This window comes from Paraburkholderia kururiensis (assembly GCF_034424375.1).
GTDB classification, from domain to species: domain Bacteria; phylum Pseudomonadota; class Gammaproteobacteria; order Burkholderiales; family Burkholderiaceae; genus Paraburkholderia; species Paraburkholderia kururiensis_A.
In genome coordinates this window covers 1958748-1976260 of record NZ_CP139965.1, presented here as the reverse complement: position 1 = coordinate 1976260, position 17513 = coordinate 1958748, and the positions used below count along the sequence as shown (strand labels likewise).

The window sequence follows — 17513 nt, the reverse complement described above, 5'->3', positions numbered from 1 at the left end:
TCATAGGGACCGCGTTCATCGCGCCGGCCCGAACACGGTGCACGCGTCATGGAGCGCATCGAGCCGCCGGACCGGGTCCGCGACATACGGGTTCGACTCGTCCCACGCGTATCCCGCCAGCACCGCGCTGATCATGCGGCGAATGCCGGGCGTCTGCTGCGGGTAGTAGATGATGTCCTGCAACTCACCCGTGTACCAGCGCTCGACGAACGCACGGAACGTATCGATGCCCTTGCGCAGCGGCACATCGTAATCGCCGTGCCAGTCGACTGTCTCGCCGCTCAATTGCCGCTCGAGCGTCTTCACGGCGAGATGCGCGGAGCGCAGCGCAATGGTGACGCCCGAGGAGAACACCGGGTCCAGAAACTCTCCCGCGTTGCCGAGCAACGCGTAGCCCGGTCCGTGCAGGCGCTCGACGTTCGCCGAATAGCCGCCGATATGGTTCACCGGCATCAGGAACGGCGCGTCTCCGATGAGACGGTTCAGCGTGGGCTCCTCGCGAATCAGCGTACGCAGTCTTTCTTCGCGCGCCGATTCCGCGACGTCCAGAAACGCGGCGTCCGCCACGCACCCCACCGACGAACGACCGCCCGCGAGCGGAATCATCCAGAACCAGACGTCGCGCCGCTGCGGGTGCGTCGCGATGCAGATCTTGTTGCGGTCCGTCGCGTCGAGCGGCAGGCCGTCGCGCACGTGGCTGAAGAGGGCCGAGCGTGTGGGCAGTCCCGTGGGCGCCTCGAGGTTCAAGAGGCGCGGCAGCACCCGGCCGAACCCGCTGGCGTCGAACACGAAGCGTGCGTGCACCTCGTAGCTCCGGCCGTCTTCGTCAGTGACCTGAAGCACGGGCGCGCTACCCGTTTCGATCGCTCGCACGGTATGCCCGAAGCGCACTTCGGCGCCCTGCTGCGCGGCGCAGCGAATCAGCAGGTCGTCGAATTGCGCGCGCTCCACCTGCCAGGTCGTACCCCAGCCCGGCGTGTGCTTGTCGCGAAAATCGAACGACGACGACTGGTCGCGCCACACGAAACGCGCGCCGTTCTTGTACTGAAAGCCGGCTTCCACCAGCGTCTGCAGCATGCCGGCTTCTTCGAGATACGCCATGCTCTGCGGCAGCAGGCTCTCGCCGATCGAAAAGCGCGGAAAGTGCTGGCGTTCCAGCACGAGCACCGAACGCCCGGCCTTCCTGAGCAACGCAGCCGCAACCGCGCCCGCGGGACCGGCGCCGATGATCGCCACGTCTATCGCATTCTGATGGGATGAAATAGTGCTCACAGCTTCCTCTCAATTCTTCGTCGTGCTTCGGTGACGCTTGCCATTACAATGTCGCGCAGCCGTTCTACTCACAAAACATGCGCGGGGAATAAAACCATGTCGCCCTCCGAAACATCCAGTGTGCCCTTCGTGCCGGAGACGGCGTTCGGTGTCTGGTTCCTGCGCACCCACACGTGGGAACACCACGTGCTGCGCGTGGCGATCAACGACCTCAAACGGCTCATCGATACGCCCCTGCCGGCGGCGCCGGTCATTGTCGACGTCGGCTGCGGTCAGGGCAAGTCGTTCCGCCTGCTCGCCAACGCGTTCAGTCCGCAGCGCATCGTCGGCATCGATTATCACGCCGAGTCGCTCGCGCTCGCGGAGCAATCGTCTCAGGCGTGTCGCGCGCAATCGGCCTCGCCGCTCGACATCGAACTGCTGCGCGGCGACTGTGCGAATCTGCCGCAGGCATCGGCCAGTGCCGACATCGTGTTCTGCCATCAAACCTTCCATCACCTCGTCGAGCAGGAACGCGCGCTCGCTGAATTCCAGCGTGTATTGAAACCGGGCGGCGTGCTGCTCTTTGCCGAATCCACCGAGGCCTACATCAAGTCGTGGGTGATCCGGCTGCTGTTCCGCCACCCCATGCAGGTCCAGAAAAGCGCCGACGGCTATCTCGACATGATCCGGCTGGCAGGGTTTCGCTTCGGACCACAGAACGTGTCGCTGCCCTACCTGTGGTGGAGCCGCGCCGCGGACTTCGGGCTCTTCGAGCGGCTCGGCCTTCATCATCCGAAGCCCGGCAAGCGGCGCGAAACGCTCGTCAACGTGGCGGCCGTCAAACCGGCCTGAGCCGCTTCGTGAGCCCCTGAACGTACGGCGGCGGCGAGTGCACCGCCGTGCGCCGCCAGCCGCCACCCTGCCCTGCCTTGCGCGGTTATTTCCCGCCCTTCAACGTCACCACGTCGCCCACCAGCGCAACGCCCGCAATCAATGCGCCCGCGCCGCACGTAAACTCCGTGGGGCTTTGGGTCAGCTGGTTCCGGTAGTTGCTCTTGATGTTGATGACCGCATTGCCGCCTTGCTGGCGCGCTCGGTCCTGCAACTCGATCACGGCCGACAGAAACACGTGCTGGCAAGCCGCTTCGTCGGTCTTGTTGAAGGCGTTCGTCTTTTTGTTCGTGGCGACGTGGCCGAACGATTTCAGCACGGCCGGATGCTTCTGGCCGGCGAAGTACAGCGCGACATCGTCGGTCACCTTGCCGGGCTCGCTGCGTAGTGCTTCGGCGACAGGGTAAGTCGATACCGTGTCGCGCGCGAACGCATGCGAGGTCGCGAGTGCCGCGCACAGCGTGGCGAACATCAAAGACGTTTTCATCGTCATCCTCATGGGCTTCAGTGGGCCTGGAGGACAACGCGGTCGCCTTCTATTGCGATTGCGGCAGCGCTCGGGCTCACGCCACAGGTGTAGTCCGTGGTCGAAGCCGTTTCCGTCGAGTGGAAACGCGTTTTCACGTTCACGACCGCGTTGGCGCCATGCTCGCGCGCGTCGCCGCGCACCTTGTTGAGCGCCTGCGCAAGCGCCTTGTTGCACGAGGCTTCAGGACCGTCGGTGGTACGCGCGATACGCACGGAGTACGACACGTGGCCCAGCTGGCGCTGCACCGCCGGATGATCCTGCGCGCCGAAATACAGCGCCACGTCCGCGCCTTGCGACGAGGCTGCCGACACGGGCGCGAGCGGCAGCGACTTCACCTGGGTCGCGCAACCGGCCTGCGTCGCAGTGATGACGGCAACGGCCGCAACAGCGGCAACGGTGCGTAGCGTAAGGCAGTTCTTCTTCATTTTTTTTTCCTCGTGGGATCAAGATTGCCTGTGGCGTCGTGCCATCTCCTGGCACTCGATCCAGGCACTAAACATCAGGCTCGCGCAACTGCCGCCGAACCCGAATGAAACAGACATGGCGTGATCGATTGCGGCATCGCGCGACGTTCGCACGAGCGGCAAACCCGCTGCACGCGCGTCGAGCGATTCGATGCCCGCGGTGCCCGCCATGTAGCCGTCGCGCATCATCAACAGCGTGTAGATGGCCTCGTGGGCACCGCACGCGCCGGGCGGGTGTCCCGTCAGGCCCTTCGTCGACGAGAACGGCGGAATCGCTGCGCCGAATACGGCTGCGAGCGCCTCCAGTTCCTCGACGTCCCCGCGCGGCGTGGAGGGTGCGTGCGTGTTGATGTAGTCGGGCCGCGTGCCGGCATCGTCGAGCGCGGCGCGCATGGCGCGCGCGATGCCGCTCGCGTGAGGCGTCACCATGCCGGCGCCGTCGGTGCAATGGCCGAAGCCCGTCAGCTCCGCGTAGATACGCGCGCCGCGCGCAAGCGCATGTTCGAGCGATTCGAGCACCAGCACGCCCGCGCCCGACGCGATCACGAAGCCGTCGCGGTCGATGTCGTACGGCCGGGAGGCCCGCTCGGGGGTTGCGTTGAAATTGCGCGACAGCGCGCCCATTGCGTCGAACAACAGCGTCATGTTGTCGTGCAGCGCCTCGCTGCCGCCCGCGAGCACGAGCGCCTGGCGTCCGGTCTGGATCAGCTGCATCGCCTGTCCGATGGCCAGCGCCGACGTCGTACAGGCCGACGAAGGCGAGTACGTCACGCCCTCCACGCCGAACACGTGCGCGACGTTGGCCGAGGTCGTGCTGCTCATGGCCTGCGGCACCGTATAAGGCGGCACGCGGTCGAGCCCGCGCGCCTGCCCGATGGCGAGCGCGCTGTCGTAGGCGGACATGGTGCCCACGCCTGAGCCGATCACGGCGCCCGCTGCGGGCGTACGCAACGCGGCGGCGTCGAGCCGCGCATCGGCGATCGCGCTGCGCGCCGCGTGGCAGGCGAAGCGCGCGGTATCGCCCATGAAGCGTTCGAGCTTTCGCTCGAAGGGCGGCTCGTGCGCCACCGACGCCACGCCCGCCACCTGACTCGCGAAGCCGCGCTCGCGCCACGCTTCCACGCGCACGATGCCTCCGCGGCCCGCACGCAGCCGCGCCGACACGTCGTCGAGCGTATTGCCGAGGCACGACACGATGCCCATGCCGGTCACGACCACCCGTCGCAGGCCGGCCGGGCTCACGAGAACCGGCTCGCTCATCCGGCGCGCCTGAACACGAGCGACGTATTCACGCCACCGAATGCGAAGTTGTTGCTCATCACGTATTCGGTGTCGATGCTGCGCGGCGCCTTCACGATGTAGTCGAGGCTCGCGCACGCCGGGTCCACGTTGTCGAGATTGAGCGTGGGCGCATAGGTGTTGCGCTTCATCATCTCGATGGTCCACCAGGCTTCGATGGCGCCGCACGCACCCAGCGTATGGCCGATATAGCTCTTGAGCGAGCTGATGGGCATGCGCTCGCCGAAGGTCTGCGCCGTGGCGTGGCTTTCGGCGATATCGCCGCGGTCGGTCGAGGTGCCGTGCGCGTTGACGTAGCCGATGGCGTCCGCCGGCAGGTTCGCGTCGCGCAGCGCGAGTTGCATCGCGAGGGCCATGGTGTCGGCCGTGGGCTGCGTGATATGCGCGCCGTCCGAATTGCAGCCGAAGCCCACCACCTCGGCGTGAATGCGCGCGCCGCGCGCCACGGCGTGCTCGTACTCTTCGAGCACGAGCGTGGCGGCGCCCTCGCCCACCACGAGCCCGTCACGCGCCACATCGAACGGACGCGGCGTGAGCTGCGGGTCGTCGTTGCGCGTGCTCGTCGCGTAGAGCGTGTCGAACACGGCCACGGCAGGCCCCGAGAGTTCCTCCGCGCCGCCCGCCAGCATCAGCGTCTGTTTGCCGTACGCGATCGTCTCGTAGGCGTAGCCGATTGCCTGGCTGCCCGATGCGCACGCGCACGAGGTGGGCACGATGCGCCCTTTCAGGTCCCAGAAGAGACTCACGTTCACGGCGGTCGTGTGCGGCATCATCTGCACGTAGCTGTTCGACGTGACATCGCTCATCGAGCCCGTGTCGAGCATCTTGCCGAACGCGCGAATCGGCTCCACCGACCCCGACGACGAACCATAGGCCACGCCCATGCGGCCGTCCTTGATCGAGGGATCGTCGAGCAGCCCCGCATCGGCCAGCGCCAGTTCGCTTGCGCGCACGGCATAGACCGACACCGGCCCCATCGAGCGCGTCTTCTTGCGCGGATAGTGCGCGGGCACCGGCAGTTCCGGAATCGGGCAGGCCAGCCGCGTATGCAGCGACTCGAAATAGTCCCAGGCCGGAATGCGCCGCACGGCATTGCGGCCCAGCTTCAACGCAGTTTCGATCTCGTCCCACGCGTTGCCGAGCGCCGTGACGCCGCCCATTCCCGTAATGACGACGCGCTTCATCACACCATCCCGCCGTTCACGCCGATCACCTGGCGCGTCACGTACGACGCCGCGTCGGACATCAGGAAGCTCACCACCGCCGCCACCTCGGCAGGCTCACCGACGCGGTTCATCGGCACGGCCTTGAGCGCCTGGTCGAGCGGCACGCTGTCGAGCATGCCGGTGTCGATCAGCCCCGGCGCCACGCTGTTGACCGTGATGTTGCGCGACGCGAGTTCCACCGCGAGCGCCTTCGTCGCGCCGATCAAGCCCGCCTTCGCGGCGCTGTAATTGACCTGTCCGCGGTTGCCGGTCACGCCCGACACCGAAGCCACCGTGACGATGCGCCCGCCCTTGCGCGCGCGCACCATCGGCATCGTCAACGGATGCACGACGTTGTAGAACGCGTCGAGACCGGTTTCGATCACGACGTCCCAGTCTTCGTCGGTGAGCGCGGGGAACGCGGCGTCGCGCGTGACGCCCGCGCAGCAGACGATGCCGTAGTACGCGCCGTGCGCCTCGACGTCGGCTTCGAGCACGGTGCGGCACGCGGCGCGGTCGCGCACGTCGAACTGCAACACGGTGGCCGTGCCGCCTTGCGCGGTGATGCCGGCCGCCACTGCTTCGGCTTCCTGACGACCGCTGCGGCAATGCACCGAGACGGCAAAACCGTCCGCGGCGAGCTGATAGGCGATAGCGCGGCCGATGCCGCGGCTTGCGCCGGTAACGAGAACACGGCGGCTCATGGCTTGAAAGCCTCCTCGATAAAAGTCTGGAAATTGCGCGGCTGATAGACCTTGACGATGGCCTCGGCGCACAGCGCGCCCTCGTGGCCGATCGTACACGCGTAGGCGCCGTGGCCTTCCTCGCTGCGCAGCACTTCCTTGATGGTGATGCACAGCTGCGCGCCGCCCGGAAATGCCGGCATGCGTGCCTCGTAGCGGCGCGTGCCGAGCAGCACGCCGGGCCGCACGTTTTCGCCGGCGCGCATGGCGAGCAGGCCGACGTGCGCCGCAATGGCCTGCGCCATCAGTTCGACGCCGATCCACGCGGGCATGGCGCCCTCGCGGTCGGCGTACCACGCGTCGCTGCGCACGCTCGCATATGCCGTCAGCGATTCGTCGTCGAATGCGCTCACGGAGTCGAGCAGCAGCATCGTGCCCCGATGCGGCACCAACTGCTCGATGGGCGGCAGCGCCGTGTCGCCCTCGAGGGCATGGGTCGAAGTGGGTAGCGTCATCGCGGATTTCACCGGCCGAGAATCAGGCTGACATTGCTGCCGCCGAACGCAAACGAATTGCTCATCACGTATTGCGCGTTGCCGTTGCGCGGCAGACGGCGTTCGTCTTCCACGAGGTCGAGTGCGGGCAGCGCGGGATCGGCTTCGCCATCCCACACGTGACGAGGCAGTGCGACGTCGTCGCGCGCGAGCGTGAGCGAGGCAAAGCCGAGTTCGGTTGCGCCCGCCGCGCCAAGCAGGTGGCCCGTGAGCGGCTTCGTGCCGCTCGCGGCCACGCCTTGCGGGAAGACGCGTGCCATCAGATGCGCTTCCATCTCGTCGTTCTTGACGGTGGCCGTCGCGTGCAGGTTCACGTAGCCCACCGCGGACGGCGCGATGCCTGCATCGCCAAGTGCCGCGCGCAGCGCGAGTTCGCCCCCCACGCCCTGCGGATCGGGCGCCGAGATGTGATGCGCGTCGCTCGATTCGCCTGCGCCCGCGAGCCGTACCGGCCCCTCGTCGCGGCTCATCAGGAACACCGCCGCGCCTTCGCCGACGTTGATGCCGCGGCGCTGCGCGCTCATCGGGTTCATGCGCACCGGGCTCGTCGAATCGAGCGAGGCGAAGCCTTGCAGCGTCAACTCGCACAGCGAATCCACGCCGCCCACCACCACCGCGTCGCACAGCTTGAGCCGCAGCAGGCGGCGCGCCGACACGAACGCCTTCGCGCTCGACGTGCACGCCGTCGAGATCGTAAACGCCGGCCCGCGCAAACCGAGCGCCGCAGCGGCGAACGGCGCGGCCGTGCCGATCTCCATTTGCCGGTAGTCGAACGCGGACGGCATTGCGCCCGTCACGGAACGCTCGCGCAGCGCCGCTTCGGCCGCGCCAATGCCCGACGTACTCGTGCCGAGCACCACGCCGATGCGCTGTGCGCCATAACGTTCGCGCGCGGCGTCGACGGCGGGGGCGATCTGCGCGAGCGCAGCGAGCAGCAGACGGTTGTTGCGACAGTCGTAGGCCGCGAGTGCCGCGGGCGGTGCGAGATCGAGCGGTGCCGTCACGCTGCCGGCGAACATCGTGCCGATGCGCGTATCGATGGGTCCCATGCCGGGCGCGCGGCCATTGGCCAGCGACGCGACGATGGCGTCCACGTCGTTGCCGAGCGCGTTGATCATGCCGAGCGCGTGCAGATAGACAGGCGCGTTCACGTGGCCCTCCGTTGAGTAGCAGGGATACCGAGCGGCGCGAGCAGCACGGACACCATGATGCCGAGCGACAACGTTGCGCCGAAGCTCTTGAGCGCCGGCATCGAACTCATGCCGAGCAGACCGAACGACAGCAACGTGGTGGCCGCGGAAAGCAGCACGCCGGTCCAGACCGCGCCGAGCTGTGCGGGCGCACGCACGGCCCCTTCGCGCAGGAATACCGCGTAGTTCGCGCCCACGCCGAGCACCAGCATCAGCGCGAGCGAGTTGAAAAGCGTGAAGCGCACGTGGACATAGCCGAATACCGCAAGCGTCACGCCGATCGCGATCAGCACCGGCAGCCCCGTGGCGATGCCGCCGCGCACGCCGTAGCGCAGCATCAGCAGCACGAAAACCAGCAGCAGCGCGCCGGCGAGCCAGATGGCACTGTCCACACGCCAGGCCCCGAACAGGCGCGAGACGCTCGCGGCCTTGTCGACGAAGCTCACGCCCGGCACCGCGTGTGCCGTGGCCGCCAGCACCGCTTCGTTCGCAGCCGCAACGCCCTGCGGAATGACGACCGCCGCGAACGCGTCCGGCGTGCTCTTCGAGCGGCCGAGCCAGAGATGACGGAACGGCTGCGACCACGGTTCGGCGAGCCACGCGTCGATATGCAGCGCCGCCGCGCTCGATTGCGCGTAGGCCGCGAGCCACGTGTTCGTCACTTCGTCGCGAAAGCCGGCTTCGGCGAGCATGGCGCGCAGCGCCGCGGGGTCTTGAAACACGTGCGCGGCGATGAGTGCGCGATCCGCCTGCTGCTGCTTTTCGGACGGCACGAACGACGCGACCGATTGCCAGCCGCTCACGAGCGGTGTGCCTGGTGTGCCCGATGCGTCCGTGAGCGCACCGAGCTTCGTCGCGAGTGCCTCGGCACGTTCGAGCACGCGCTCGGGCGACTCGCCGCGCACCACGAAGAATTGCGAGCTGTTATCGACGCCCACCGCTTCGGTCACGATGCGTTCCTGCGCGACGAGCGACGGATCGCGCTGAATCAACAGGTGGATGTCGTCGTCGCTGGCAAGCTTGAGCCAGCCGGGCACGGCGACGAGCGTCACCAACGCGGCCACGATCCAGACCCGCAACGTGCGCCGGCCCACGAGCAACGCCTGCCATTTCGTCAACATCGATGCGGCCACGGTGAACAGCGTGCGCGGCGCACGCCGCGCGGGCCGCACGAGCAGGCTCGGCAGCAGCCACAGCACCGACGCGAACGCGATCGCGATACCCGCCATCGCGAAACACGCGATCTGCTTGAGCGCGGGAAACGGCGCGAACGTGAGAATCGCGTAGCCGAGCAGGCTCGTAGCGAGCGCGACCATGAGCGCCGGCGCCACCTCGCGCGCGCCGCGCCGCGGCTCCCACGCCTGCCCGGCACCGAGGTAGACGACGAAGTACTGAATCGAATAATCGACGGCCTCGCCGATCAGGCTCGCGCCGAATACCAGCGTCAGGAGATGCAGCTTGCCGAACACGAGCAAGGTGGTCGCCAGCGCGCACAGAATGCCGAGCGCCGTGGAAACGAAGCCCAGCACGATGAGCCGCGGCGAGCGGAAGACCCACAACATCAACAGCGCGATGCCGACCAGCGAGCCGATGCCGATGGCGTGCATCTCCCGTTCCGAGGCCCGGCGCGCTGCCTCGGCGTAGAACACGGCGCCCGTGCGCGCGAGCGTGACGTCGGGGAACGTGGTCTTGAGCCGTGCTTCGCTCTGCGTCACAGCGGCGAGCACCGCGCGCTGGACGTCTGTCTCGTAGGCCGAGCCGCGCAGCGTCGCCACGACCAGCACACCGGTAGAGGACCCGCGATGCGAGACCAGCAGCCCGTCTTCGATCGTGAGGTTCGAGGTGGCAAGCGGCAGGCTGCCCAGCCAGTGCTGGAGCCAGCCGAACGGGTCATCCGCGAGCGGTGCAGCGAGCCCCGCGGCCGGCAGGCCGTAGAGGCGTTGCAGCAGTGCATCGTGCAGCGTGGTCGCGCCACCGGCGAGGCTGCGGCGATCCGCGGGCGTGAGCAGATTGAAGCGATACGGCAAATAGAAACGCGCGATGCGCGAGAGGTCGAACGGCGGCAGTTGCGCCGTCACCGATGCGAACGCGCCGCTCGCCGCAAGCGTTGCGCCGAGTTGCCGCGCGGCCGCCCTGGCGTGGACCGCGTCATCGCTCGACACCACGAAGACGGCACGATTGCCGAGCGCGCCGGCGAGGCGATCCACGGCCTCTTCGGCGACGGGGTCGGCCTCCGTTGCGGGCAGCAACGCCAGCAGATTCGTTTGCAGCGGCGAGGGTCCCGCAAAGCGCCACGCGCAATAGAGCGCCGCCGCCAGCGCGAGCACGAGCCACGCGGCACGCAGCCACCACGTCCGGGAGACGGCGAACGTGCGATGCGCCTCCACTAGCGGGCCCCGAACAGCGCGTGTTCGGCGGGCGTGAGTTCGCTCACCGCTGCGCTGCCCTCGAAATCGAGCTGCGTGACGTCGCCGTTCGCGTGCGCGATGCGCAGCGTGCGCAGATAGTCGCCGCCGCTCATCTGCAACGAGGCGATGGACTGCGCGATCTGCGGCTGATTCGGCACGAGCCGCATCTGCCAGCGTGCGGGCGTGCCCGTTGCCTCGACATCGAACTGCGAATAGAGCGCGCTCAGGTCGCCCGCCAGCATCGCGCGCATCATCTTCGAGATGCCGCCTGCGGCACGGGCGCCCTGCGCACTGCGGCTCGCCGTCTGCGTACCCGCAGCATCCACGCTGACGATGCCGGCGTCGGTCATGACCCATGTGGCCTTATAGGGCGTGTCGATGTGCCAGATCGCGCCGCGTTCGCGGAAGAACAGCAGCGAGCCCGTGCTGACGAGGGGCGCTTTCATCGCCGCGAGCGTCTGCGTCTGCGTGAAACGCGTGCGAACGCCCTTCGCTTTCGCGAGATGCGCCGCGATCTGCGAGACGAGCGCCATGTCGTTCGAAGCGGATGACGGCGCGGAGGCAGCGGTTCCGGTGGCATTTTGAGCGGATGTGCCGGTCGCCCCGGCCTGACTCGCGACCACGTGCAGCGCGACCAGCGCCACGACGGCACGCACGCGCAACTTCAGCGTTCCCATGCCCGCTCCAGCTTCTCGAATACGACGGGCGGCGAGACGAATTGCAATTCCTTCGTCTGCGCATGCACCGCGACCTGAACCGTGTAGCCCTTCGTGAGCCGCTCGCCCGTGCCGGCATCGACGATCTCGTAGCCGATCTTCAACCGGTTTTCGTGTTCGAGCAGGTGCGCCCGCACTTCCAGTTGCTGACCGTAGACCGCGGGCCGCACGTACTTCAGATGAACCTCGACCACCGGCCACAAATAGCCCGACGCCTGCATTTCGCGGTAGTCGTAGTCGAACTTGCGCAGCAGCGCGGCTCGGCCTATCTCGAAGTACTTGAGGTAGTGGCCGTGCCAGCACACGTTCATGGCGTCGACGTCGTGGAACGGCACTTCGACGTTGGCGCTTGCGCTCAGAACCGCGCGCGTGCCGCTCATGCCGCGGCTCCATCCGTAGGGGCCATCAAGCCGCCCGCCGCGATGCTCGCCGTCACGGCGCGCAGGTCGGGTTCGAGCGGACGGTCTTCGTCGACGAAAGCCGACATGCCCGCCACTGTGCTCATGAAGCGTTGCAGCGGCACGGGGATCATCGTTGCGCCGTTGAGCTTCAGGCGTAGCTGCACGGCCTGCACCGTTGCGAGCGTATGCGCCGCCGCGACCTGTTCGGTGAGTTGCAGGACGCGCAGGCAGTCGCGCGCGGCAATCGTGCCCATGCTCACTTTGTCCTGGTTGTGCGCTTCCGTCGAGCGCGAGAACACGCTCGCGGGCATGGTGTGCTTGAGCGCCTCCGCCGTCCAGGCAGACGACGAAATCTGCACCGCCTTGAAGCCGTGGTTGATGGGCGCGCGCGCGGGCGCGGCGCCTGTGAGGTTGCGCGGCAGGCCGTTGTTGAACTTGTCGTCGACGAGCAGCGCCAGCTGCCGGTCCATCAGATCGGCAAGATTGGCCACGGCGGTCTTCAGCGAATCCATGGCGAAGGCAATGTGGCCGCCGTAGAAGTTGCCGCCGTGCAGTACGCGGCCGCTGTCGGGATCCACGAGCGGGTTGTCGTTCGCGCTGTTCAGTTCGTTCTCGACGTCGCGGCGCACCCAGCTGAGCGCGTCGCAGGCCACGCCGATCACGTGCGGCGCGCAGCGGATCGAATAGCGATCCTGCAAACGATGGCCCGGCGTATCGGTACGGCCCGCCAGATCGGCGCGAATCCAGGCGGCGGCTTCGGCCTGGCCGGCATGAGGCTTTGCCTCGAAGATCAACGCATCGAAATGCGCGGCCCGACCGTCGAGCGCGACCGTGGACAGCGCCGTCAATGAGGCCGCGAGGCGCGCCAGCTGCGCCGCACGCGCGAATGCGAGACACGCGAGACCCGTCATCACGGCCGTGCCGTTCATCAGCGCAAGACCTTCCTTCGGCGCGAGCGTCAGCGGCTCGTGTCCGAGCGCGCGCCAGGCTTCGCGCGCGGAGCACAACGCGCCGCGAAACATCACATCGCGCTCGCCCACCAGCGCGGCTGCCACATACGAGAGCGGCGTGAGGTCGCCGCTCGCCCCCACGGACCCTTCTGACGGAATGCGCGGCAGCACGCGATGGTTGATCAGGTCGGCCACGCGTTCCAGCAGCACGGGCCGCACGCCGGAGAATCCGTAAGCAAGCGAATTGAGTCGCGCGGCGATGACGGCGAGTGTTTCTTCGTTGTCCAGATAATCGCCCATGCCGCAGCCGTGATAGCGCGTGAGCTGCAACGGCAAGGCTTCGACCAGATGCATGGGTACCTCGACGACGCACGCGTCGCCATAGCCCGTGTTGACGCCATAGACCGTCGCGCCCGAGGCCAGGTGCTGCCGCAGAAAGTCCGCGCCGCGCTGGATGCGGGCGCGCCAGGCGGGATCGCTGTTCAAAGACACCGCGGCACGCCGATGCGCCACGGCCACCACGTCTTCGATGGTGAGCCGACGGCCGCCTATCACGACGCGCTGCGCGGTCATGCCCGGCGTATCAGCCACCGCACCGTTCAAGTCATGTTCGGCCATTCGCGCCTCCGCTGGGGCGCGCCCAGAAGTCGTAGAAATTGAACCATTGATAAGGCGCCTTGCAGCAATAGTGTTCGAGACGCGCGGCATAACGCTGGGCCCAGATGGCCAGATGCCGGGCGCGCTCGCGTCGCGGCAGTTCGATGCGCTCGGCGAACGGCTCGAAATAGAGCCGGTAAGCCCCGCGTTCCTTGAGGCAGAAGAACAGATAGACGGGGCACGCCAGCGCATGCGCGAGCACGTACGGCCCCTGCGCAAACGGCGCGCTCGCACCGAGGAACGGCACGTGCGTGGTCCGCCCCGCTTCGCGCGCCGGCGTACGGTCGCCCACGATCACGAGCAACTCGCCGCGCTCGATGCGCTCCTGCATCATCAGCGCGGTCTCGGGCCCGAAGTCGTTGACCTCGACGAGATGCTGCGCGAAGTCGTGATGCGCGGCGGCCAGCACGCTGTTGAAGCGGCGTGCGTGTTCGGTGTAGACGATCGCCGTCACTTTGGTCTGGGCGCTGCGCACGGCGAGCGCGCGCGCCATCTCCAGATTGCCGAGATGCGAGCCGATGACGAGCGCGCCGCGCCCGCTGGCAAGCAAGGCGTCGAGCGTGCCGGCATCGTCGAACTTCACGTTGGAGAAGTCGAGCTGACCGGACCACGCGACGAGCTTGTCGAAGCCCGATTGCGCGAACGTGAGCATGTGGCGATACGCGGTGAGCCAGCCTGGCCGCGGCGTGGCCTCGTTCGGCCTGAAGCGCTGGAGTTGCGCGAAGTAGCGCGTGGAGGCGTCGCGCGCGGCGCGCCCCGTCAGCAGGAAATACGCGACGATCGGGTACAGCCACAGCGACGTGAGGCGCGGCCCGATCGTACGGCACCCCAGCGCGAGCAGTGCCATGCCGAGGCGGCTGCCGCGCTCGGCCATGCGCCACCACGGCGTCGTGCGAACGCCCGCCGCTTGCGCTGCGCGGCGCGGCATGAACTTGTGTGCGACGAGCAGCGGCGAGCGCACCAGCATGCCCGCGACGAGTCGCGTGTGACTGCGGCTGATGCGCACGTTGTCCCACAGCACGTCGAAATGCGAGACGCCGTCCGTCGCGTATCGAACCGCGGTGGGAATCGAGACGAATTCGACGCGCCGCCAATGGAGCCGCACGAGGATCTCGATGTCGAAGTCCATGCGCGTGGGCAGCTTCACGCTGTCGATCAGGTCACACGCCACGTCGAGCGGATACAGGCGGAAGCCGCACATCGAGTCGCGAATGGCGAACGACAGCGTTTCGATCCAGACCCAGACGTGCGTGAGATAACGCCCGTAGAGACGCGATTTCGGCACGCTCGCATCGTAGACGGGGCGGCCCAGGATCACCGCGTGCGGCGCCGCGTGCGCGGCTTCGAGAAAGCGCGGCACGTCGGCTGCGTCGTGCTGCCCGTCGGCGTCGATCTGCAGTGCGTGCGTGAAGCCGGCTGCACGCGCGGCACGCAGACCGGCCATCACGGCCGCACCCTTGCCGCCGTTCACGGGCAGGCGCAGCAGCGTGAGCTGGCCCGCGTAACGCTGCGCGAGCGCGGCGAGCACGGCCTGGGTAGGCTCGTCGCTGCCGTCATCGACAACGAAGAGCGGCAGCCCGTGCGGAATCAGGTTGGCGACGGTTCCGCCAATCGCGTCCTTGTGGTTGTAGATCGGGATGACGATACAGGCAGCGAGGCTCATGCCGGCTCCCCGTAGACGATGACGCCCGAGGCGCAGTCGCGCTCGCCCAGGTGCCAGGCGAACTGCAGGCGACGGCGCAGCGCGTCGTGCGTCATGACGAGCTTGAGCACGGCGCCGGGCGGCACGGGCGCCATGAACTTCAGCCGGTCGATGGAGACGAGCGTGCGCACGCCGGGCACGTATTCGCTCGCGAGACGCACGACCCAGTCGATCTGCACGACGCCCGGCAGAATCGGCAAGCCGGGAAAGTGGCCCGCGAAATGGACGAGCGTGGGCGGCACATGCAGTTCATAGAACCGCTCGTTGTCGTCCCCTGCTTCGGCGAGTATTTCGAAGCCGTCTTCGTGCGCCTCGAACGTGCGGGCAATGGCGGCTGCCTGTAGCTTGCCGCGCGCATCGAACGGCAGCGCCTTGCGAAAGCGCCAATGACGCGGCAGCACCGTCATGTCGAAATAGCCCGCGAGATGACGGCGCAGCGTCTTCACGAGCTGCACGCGGCCTTCGCGGCGCAGCGCGGCGTTGCCCTCCGCCGACAGCACCGCGAGCGCGCCGATGCGCTTGCGCGAAGCGCCGTCGAGTACCGTGGTTGCCGCCTCGGTCACGAAGGGATGCAGACGCAGGCGGGCTTCGAGTTCGGCGAGCGCCACGCGCTTGCCGTCCAGCTTGACGACGCGGTCGAGACGACCCAGCAGGTTGAAGCCGCCTCGCGTGTCGAACGCCACGGCGTCGTCGGTGCGATGCCAGCCGTCGTGGTCCAGATGCGGCGAACGCAGTTCGAGCGCGCCGTCGTCCGCGCGGCGCACCTCGATGCCGGGCATGGGGCACCATGCGTCGGAGCCGGCCTGCATCCGCCACGCAATGCCGCCCGTTTCCGTGCTGCCGTAGATTTCGCGCGGCGCATGGCCGAGCACGGCGGCAAAACGTCGGGCCGTGTCGAACGCGAGCGGCCCGCCCGACGAGAAAAAGGCGCGAGGCGCGGGATCGAACGCATCGAAGCCCGGCAGATCGGGCCAGCGCGAAAGCTGCGCGGGCGTGGAGACGACGACCGTCGGCCCGCACTGCGCCATGCGCGCCTGCAACTGCTGCGGGTCGACGCAGGTGGAGCGGTCGAAGGCGCGGCACGCCGCAAGCGGCCAGAACACGCGAAACAGCAAACCGTAGATGTGATGATGCGGCACGCTCGCGAGCACGGTCGCATCGCCGGCAAGCGCGCCCCATTGCGCTTCCAGCGTCTGCACTTCGGCATTGAACTGGGCGAGCGTCTTGCGCACGGGTTTCGGCACGCCGCTACTGCCGGACGTGTAGAGCGTGAGCGGCGCGTTCGCGGCGATGGTGCCGGTGATGCTGATGGCGTCTGCGGTTGCCGGAGCATCAGCGGAAATGGCGGCGATGTCCGCTTCGGTCAGCACCGCATCGTAGGCGTCGCTCAGGTCCGCGAGATAGCCGGGCGCGGAACTCGCCGGAATCACAGGCTCTTTGCCGGCCACGAAGAGACCGAACAGCGCGCACGCGAACGTATACGGATCGTCGGCGCAGAGCGCAAAGCGCTGCTCCGCGCGTGGGCTCACGTGGGCCGCGATCGCCAGAACACGCGCGCGGAATGCAGGAAAGTGGAGCGTGTCCGCGCCGTCGCGGCATACCGCCCGCGGCGCCTGTGTATCAGCCGCCGCCAGCGGTGCGGCAAGCAGATCGTGCAGCGCGATCACCATGCCCCCGTGCGCTGCGCCCTCGGCAGCATGATGTACTTGCGCCACACGATCTCGGCAACGAGCAGCACGCCCACCACGCCATACGCGATGGCGCCGTTATAGAGCGACCACGATTCGCGCGACCACCACAGCGCCGTGTAAGCGGAGAAAACGCCGTTCGCGGCGAAGAACACGGTCCACAGTTGCGTGACGCGACGCGTGTAGCGCACCACGTAGTCAGGCGGATCCGGGTACGTGAAGCGCGCGAACCGTTCGATCATCGACGGCCCGTTGGCGAGCGTCGCACCGAACGCCACGAGCAGCCCGAAGTTCACGAGCGACGGATAAAGGCGCAACAACAATTCACTGTTCGTCACGACGATCGCCACCGACGCGCAGTTGAGTGCGCCCGCCACGGCCCAGTCCACGAGGCTGAGCTTGCGCAGTGACGCGGCGAATGCGCCCGTGCCTGCCACGCGTTGCAGCCACAGCAACGCGAGCAGCATGCAGCCCACGTAGCGCGGCGAGTCCCAGCGCCAGGCACACAGGATCACGACCGGATAGGCCAGGTTCGCAGCGAGGCGCACCATGCGCCGCGCGCCGCGCCAGGCAGGCGCGGCCTCGTCCACGGCGGGCTCCGCGTGGCTCGCGTCGCGCGTGAGCCGGTCGCCCGCCGCATGCGCGTCGCAGGAAGGCGTGGATGGCATCAAGCCTGAGCCGCGAGCAGCGATTCCACAGCGGCGATCACGTCGCCCACCGTGCGAACCGACTTGAACTCTTCCGGCTTGATGCGCCGGCCGGTCATTTCCTGCAGCTTGATGGCGAGATCGACGGCGTCGATGCTGTCCAGATCCAGTTCTTCGAACAGATGCGCCTCCGGCGTCACGCGCGCCGGGTCGATCGCGAAGTTTTCGTGAAAGATGGCGCGGATGCGCTCGAGAATGTCTGCTTCGGTCACGAT

General features: G+C 67.7%; 17 protein-coding genes. 1 reads left to right on the top strand and 16 read right to left on the bottom strand.

Features of this window, described 5'->3' with window-relative positions; all coding sequences use genetic code 11:
• Nucleotides 1-15 precede the first annotated feature (15 nt).
• Nucleotides 16-1272 (bottom strand): NAD(P)/FAD-dependent oxidoreductase, encoded by a 1257-nt coding sequence (locus tag U0042_RS08910; RefSeq protein WP_114810636.1) that lies wholly within the window; start codon nucleotides 1270-1272, stop codon nucleotides 16-18.
• A gap of 96 nt (nucleotides 1273-1368) precedes the next feature.
• On the opposite strand from U0042_RS08910, the gene U0042_RS08905 reads away from it, so the two are divergent.
• Nucleotides 1369-2106, top strand: coding sequence for a class I SAM-dependent methyltransferase (locus U0042_RS08905; RefSeq protein WP_114810635.1), 738 nt, complete (start codon nucleotides 1369-1371; stop codon nucleotides 2104-2106).
• A gap of 85 nt (nucleotides 2107-2191) precedes the next feature.
• On the opposite strand, the gene U0042_RS08900 is transcribed toward U0042_RS08905, so the two are convergent.
• Genes U0042_RS08900 through U0042_RS08830 form a run of 15 tightly spaced genes read right to left on the bottom strand, consistent with a single transcriptional unit; the run spans nucleotide 2192 to nucleotide 17510 of the window.
• Entirely contained in the window at nucleotides 2192-2632 is a 441-nt protein-coding gene (locus tag U0042_RS08900) for an excinuclease ABC subunit A (RefSeq protein WP_114810723.1), read from the bottom strand.
• 17 nt (nucleotides 2633-2649) lie between these two features.
• Nucleotides 2650-3099 (bottom strand): signal peptidase, encoded by a 450-nt coding sequence (locus U0042_RS08895; RefSeq protein ID WP_114810634.1) that lies wholly within the window; start codon nucleotides 3097-3099, stop codon nucleotides 2650-2652.
• Between the two features lie 18 nt (nucleotides 3100-3117).
• The gene (locus U0042_RS08890) at nucleotides 3118-4398 is read right to left on the bottom strand and encodes a beta-ketoacyl synthase N-terminal-like domain-containing protein (protein WP_114810633.1); all 1281 of its coding nucleotides are present in this window, start codon (nucleotides 4396-4398) and stop codon (nucleotides 3118-3120) included.
• A complete protein-coding gene (locus U0042_RS08885) occupies nucleotides 4395-5621 on the bottom strand; it encodes a beta-ketoacyl-ACP synthase (RefSeq protein ID WP_114810632.1) in 1227 nt (408 codons plus the stop codon). The genes U0042_RS08890 and U0042_RS08885 overlap by 4 nt, the downstream gene beginning before the upstream one ends.
• Nucleotides 5621-6346: a 3-ketoacyl-ACP reductase FabG2 gene (locus U0042_RS08880; RefSeq protein WP_114810631.1), complete on the bottom strand. Its 726-nt coding sequence runs from the start codon at nucleotides 6344-6346 to the stop codon at nucleotides 5621-5623. Before U0042_RS08880 ends, U0042_RS08885 begins: the two co-directional genes overlap by 1 nt.
• On the bottom strand, nucleotides 6343-6840 hold the full coding sequence (locus tag U0042_RS08875) for a hotdog family protein (RefSeq protein ID WP_114810630.1): 498 nt from the start codon (nucleotides 6838-6840) through the stop codon (nucleotides 6343-6345). Before U0042_RS08875 ends, U0042_RS08880 begins: the two co-directional genes overlap by 4 nt.
• Before the next feature lie 8 nt (nucleotides 6841-6848).
• Complete coding sequence (locus U0042_RS08870) at nucleotides 6849-8030, bottom strand: beta-ketoacyl-[acyl-carrier-protein] synthase family protein (RefSeq protein WP_114810629.1); 1182 nt, start codon at nucleotides 8028-8030, stop codon at nucleotides 6849-6851.
• Nucleotides 8027-10456: an MMPL family transporter gene (locus U0042_RS08865; protein ID WP_114810628.1), complete on the bottom strand. Its 2430-nt coding sequence runs from the start codon at nucleotides 10454-10456 to the stop codon at nucleotides 8027-8029. The genes U0042_RS08870 and U0042_RS08865 overlap by 4 nt, the downstream gene beginning before the upstream one ends.
• Entirely contained in the window at nucleotides 10456-11154 is a 699-nt protein-coding gene (locus U0042_RS08860) for an outer membrane lipoprotein carrier protein LolA (protein ID WP_114810627.1), read from the bottom strand. Before U0042_RS08860 ends, U0042_RS08865 begins: the two co-directional genes overlap by 1 nt.
• Nucleotides 11142-11573 (bottom strand): acyl-CoA thioesterase, encoded by a 432-nt coding sequence (locus U0042_RS08855; RefSeq protein WP_114810626.1) that lies wholly within the window; start codon nucleotides 11571-11573, stop codon nucleotides 11142-11144. Before U0042_RS08855 ends, U0042_RS08860 begins: the two co-directional genes overlap by 13 nt.
• Complete coding sequence (locus U0042_RS08850) at nucleotides 11570-13162, bottom strand: HAL/PAL/TAL family ammonia-lyase (RefSeq protein WP_114810625.1); 1593 nt, start codon at nucleotides 13160-13162, stop codon at nucleotides 11570-11572. Before U0042_RS08850 ends, U0042_RS08855 begins: the two co-directional genes overlap by 4 nt.
• Nucleotides 13149-14864, bottom strand: a complete 1716-nt coding sequence (locus U0042_RS08845; RefSeq protein WP_114810624.1) for a glycosyltransferase family 2 protein — start codon at nucleotides 14862-14864, stop codon at nucleotides 13149-13151. Before U0042_RS08845 ends, U0042_RS08850 begins: the two co-directional genes overlap by 14 nt.
• Complete coding sequence (locus U0042_RS08840; protein ID WP_114810722.1) at nucleotides 14861-16570, bottom strand: AMP-binding protein; 1710 nt, start codon at nucleotides 16568-16570, stop codon at nucleotides 14861-14863. Before U0042_RS08840 ends, U0042_RS08845 begins: the two co-directional genes overlap by 4 nt.
• The gene (locus U0042_RS08835) at nucleotides 16567-17259 is read right to left on the bottom strand and encodes a hypothetical protein (protein WP_114810623.1); all 693 of its coding nucleotides are present in this window, start codon (nucleotides 17257-17259) and stop codon (nucleotides 16567-16569) included. Before U0042_RS08835 ends, U0042_RS08840 begins: the two co-directional genes overlap by 4 nt.
• A complete protein-coding gene (locus U0042_RS08830; protein WP_017778070.1) occupies nucleotides 17259-17510 on the bottom strand; it encodes an acyl carrier protein in 252 nt (83 codons plus the stop codon). Before U0042_RS08830 ends, U0042_RS08835 begins: the two co-directional genes overlap by 1 nt.
• Nucleotides 17511-17513: the final 3 nt, after the last annotated feature.

What these genes read in the sequence shown, in the direction of transcription:
- U0042_RS08905 (WP_114810635.1), top strand. Translation starts at nt 1,369, where the DNA reads ATGTCGCCCTCCGAAACATCCAGTGTGCCCTTCGTGCCGGAGACGGCG.
- U0042_RS08900 (WP_114810723.1), bottom strand. Translation starts at nt 2,632, where the DNA reads ATGAAAACGTCTTTGATGTTCGCCACGCTGTGCGCGGCACTCGCGACC.
- U0042_RS08895 (WP_114810634.1), bottom strand. Translation starts at nt 3,099, where the DNA reads ATGAAGAAGAACTGCCTTACGCTACGCACCGTTGCCGCTGTTGCGGCC.
- U0042_RS08890 (WP_114810633.1), bottom strand. Translation starts at nt 4,398, where the DNA reads ATGAGCGAGCCGGTTCTCGTGAGCCCGGCCGGCCTGCGACGGGTGGTC.
- U0042_RS08885 (WP_114810632.1), bottom strand. Translation starts at nt 5,621, where the DNA reads ATGAAGCGCGTCGTCATTACGGGAATGGGCGGCGTCACGGCGCTCGGC.
- U0042_RS08880 (WP_114810631.1), bottom strand. Translation starts at nt 6,346, where the DNA reads ATGAGCCGCCGTGTTCTCGTTACCGGCGCAAGCCGCGGCATCGGCCGC.
- U0042_RS08875 (WP_114810630.1), bottom strand. Translation starts at nt 6,840, where the DNA reads ATGACGCTACCCACTTCGACCCATGCCCTCGAGGGCGACACGGCGCTG.
- U0042_RS08860 (WP_114810627.1), bottom strand. Translation starts at nt 11,154, where the DNA reads ATGGGAACGCTGAAGTTGCGCGTGCGTGCCGTCGTGGCGCTGGTCGCG.
- U0042_RS08855 (WP_114810626.1), bottom strand. Translation starts at nt 11,573, where the DNA reads ATGAGCGGCACGCGCGCGGTTCTGAGCGCAAGCGCCAACGTCGAAGTG.
- U0042_RS08850 (WP_114810625.1), bottom strand. Translation starts at nt 13,162, where the DNA reads ATGGCCGAACATGACTTGAACGGTGCGGTGGCTGATACGCCGGGCATG.
- U0042_RS08845 (WP_114810624.1), bottom strand. Translation starts at nt 14,864, where the DNA reads ATGAGCCTCGCTGCCTGTATCGTCATCCCGATCTACAACCACAAGGAC.
- U0042_RS08835 (WP_114810623.1), bottom strand. Translation starts at nt 17,259, where the DNA reads ATGCCATCCACGCCTTCCTGCGACGCGCATGCGGCGGGCGACCGGCTC.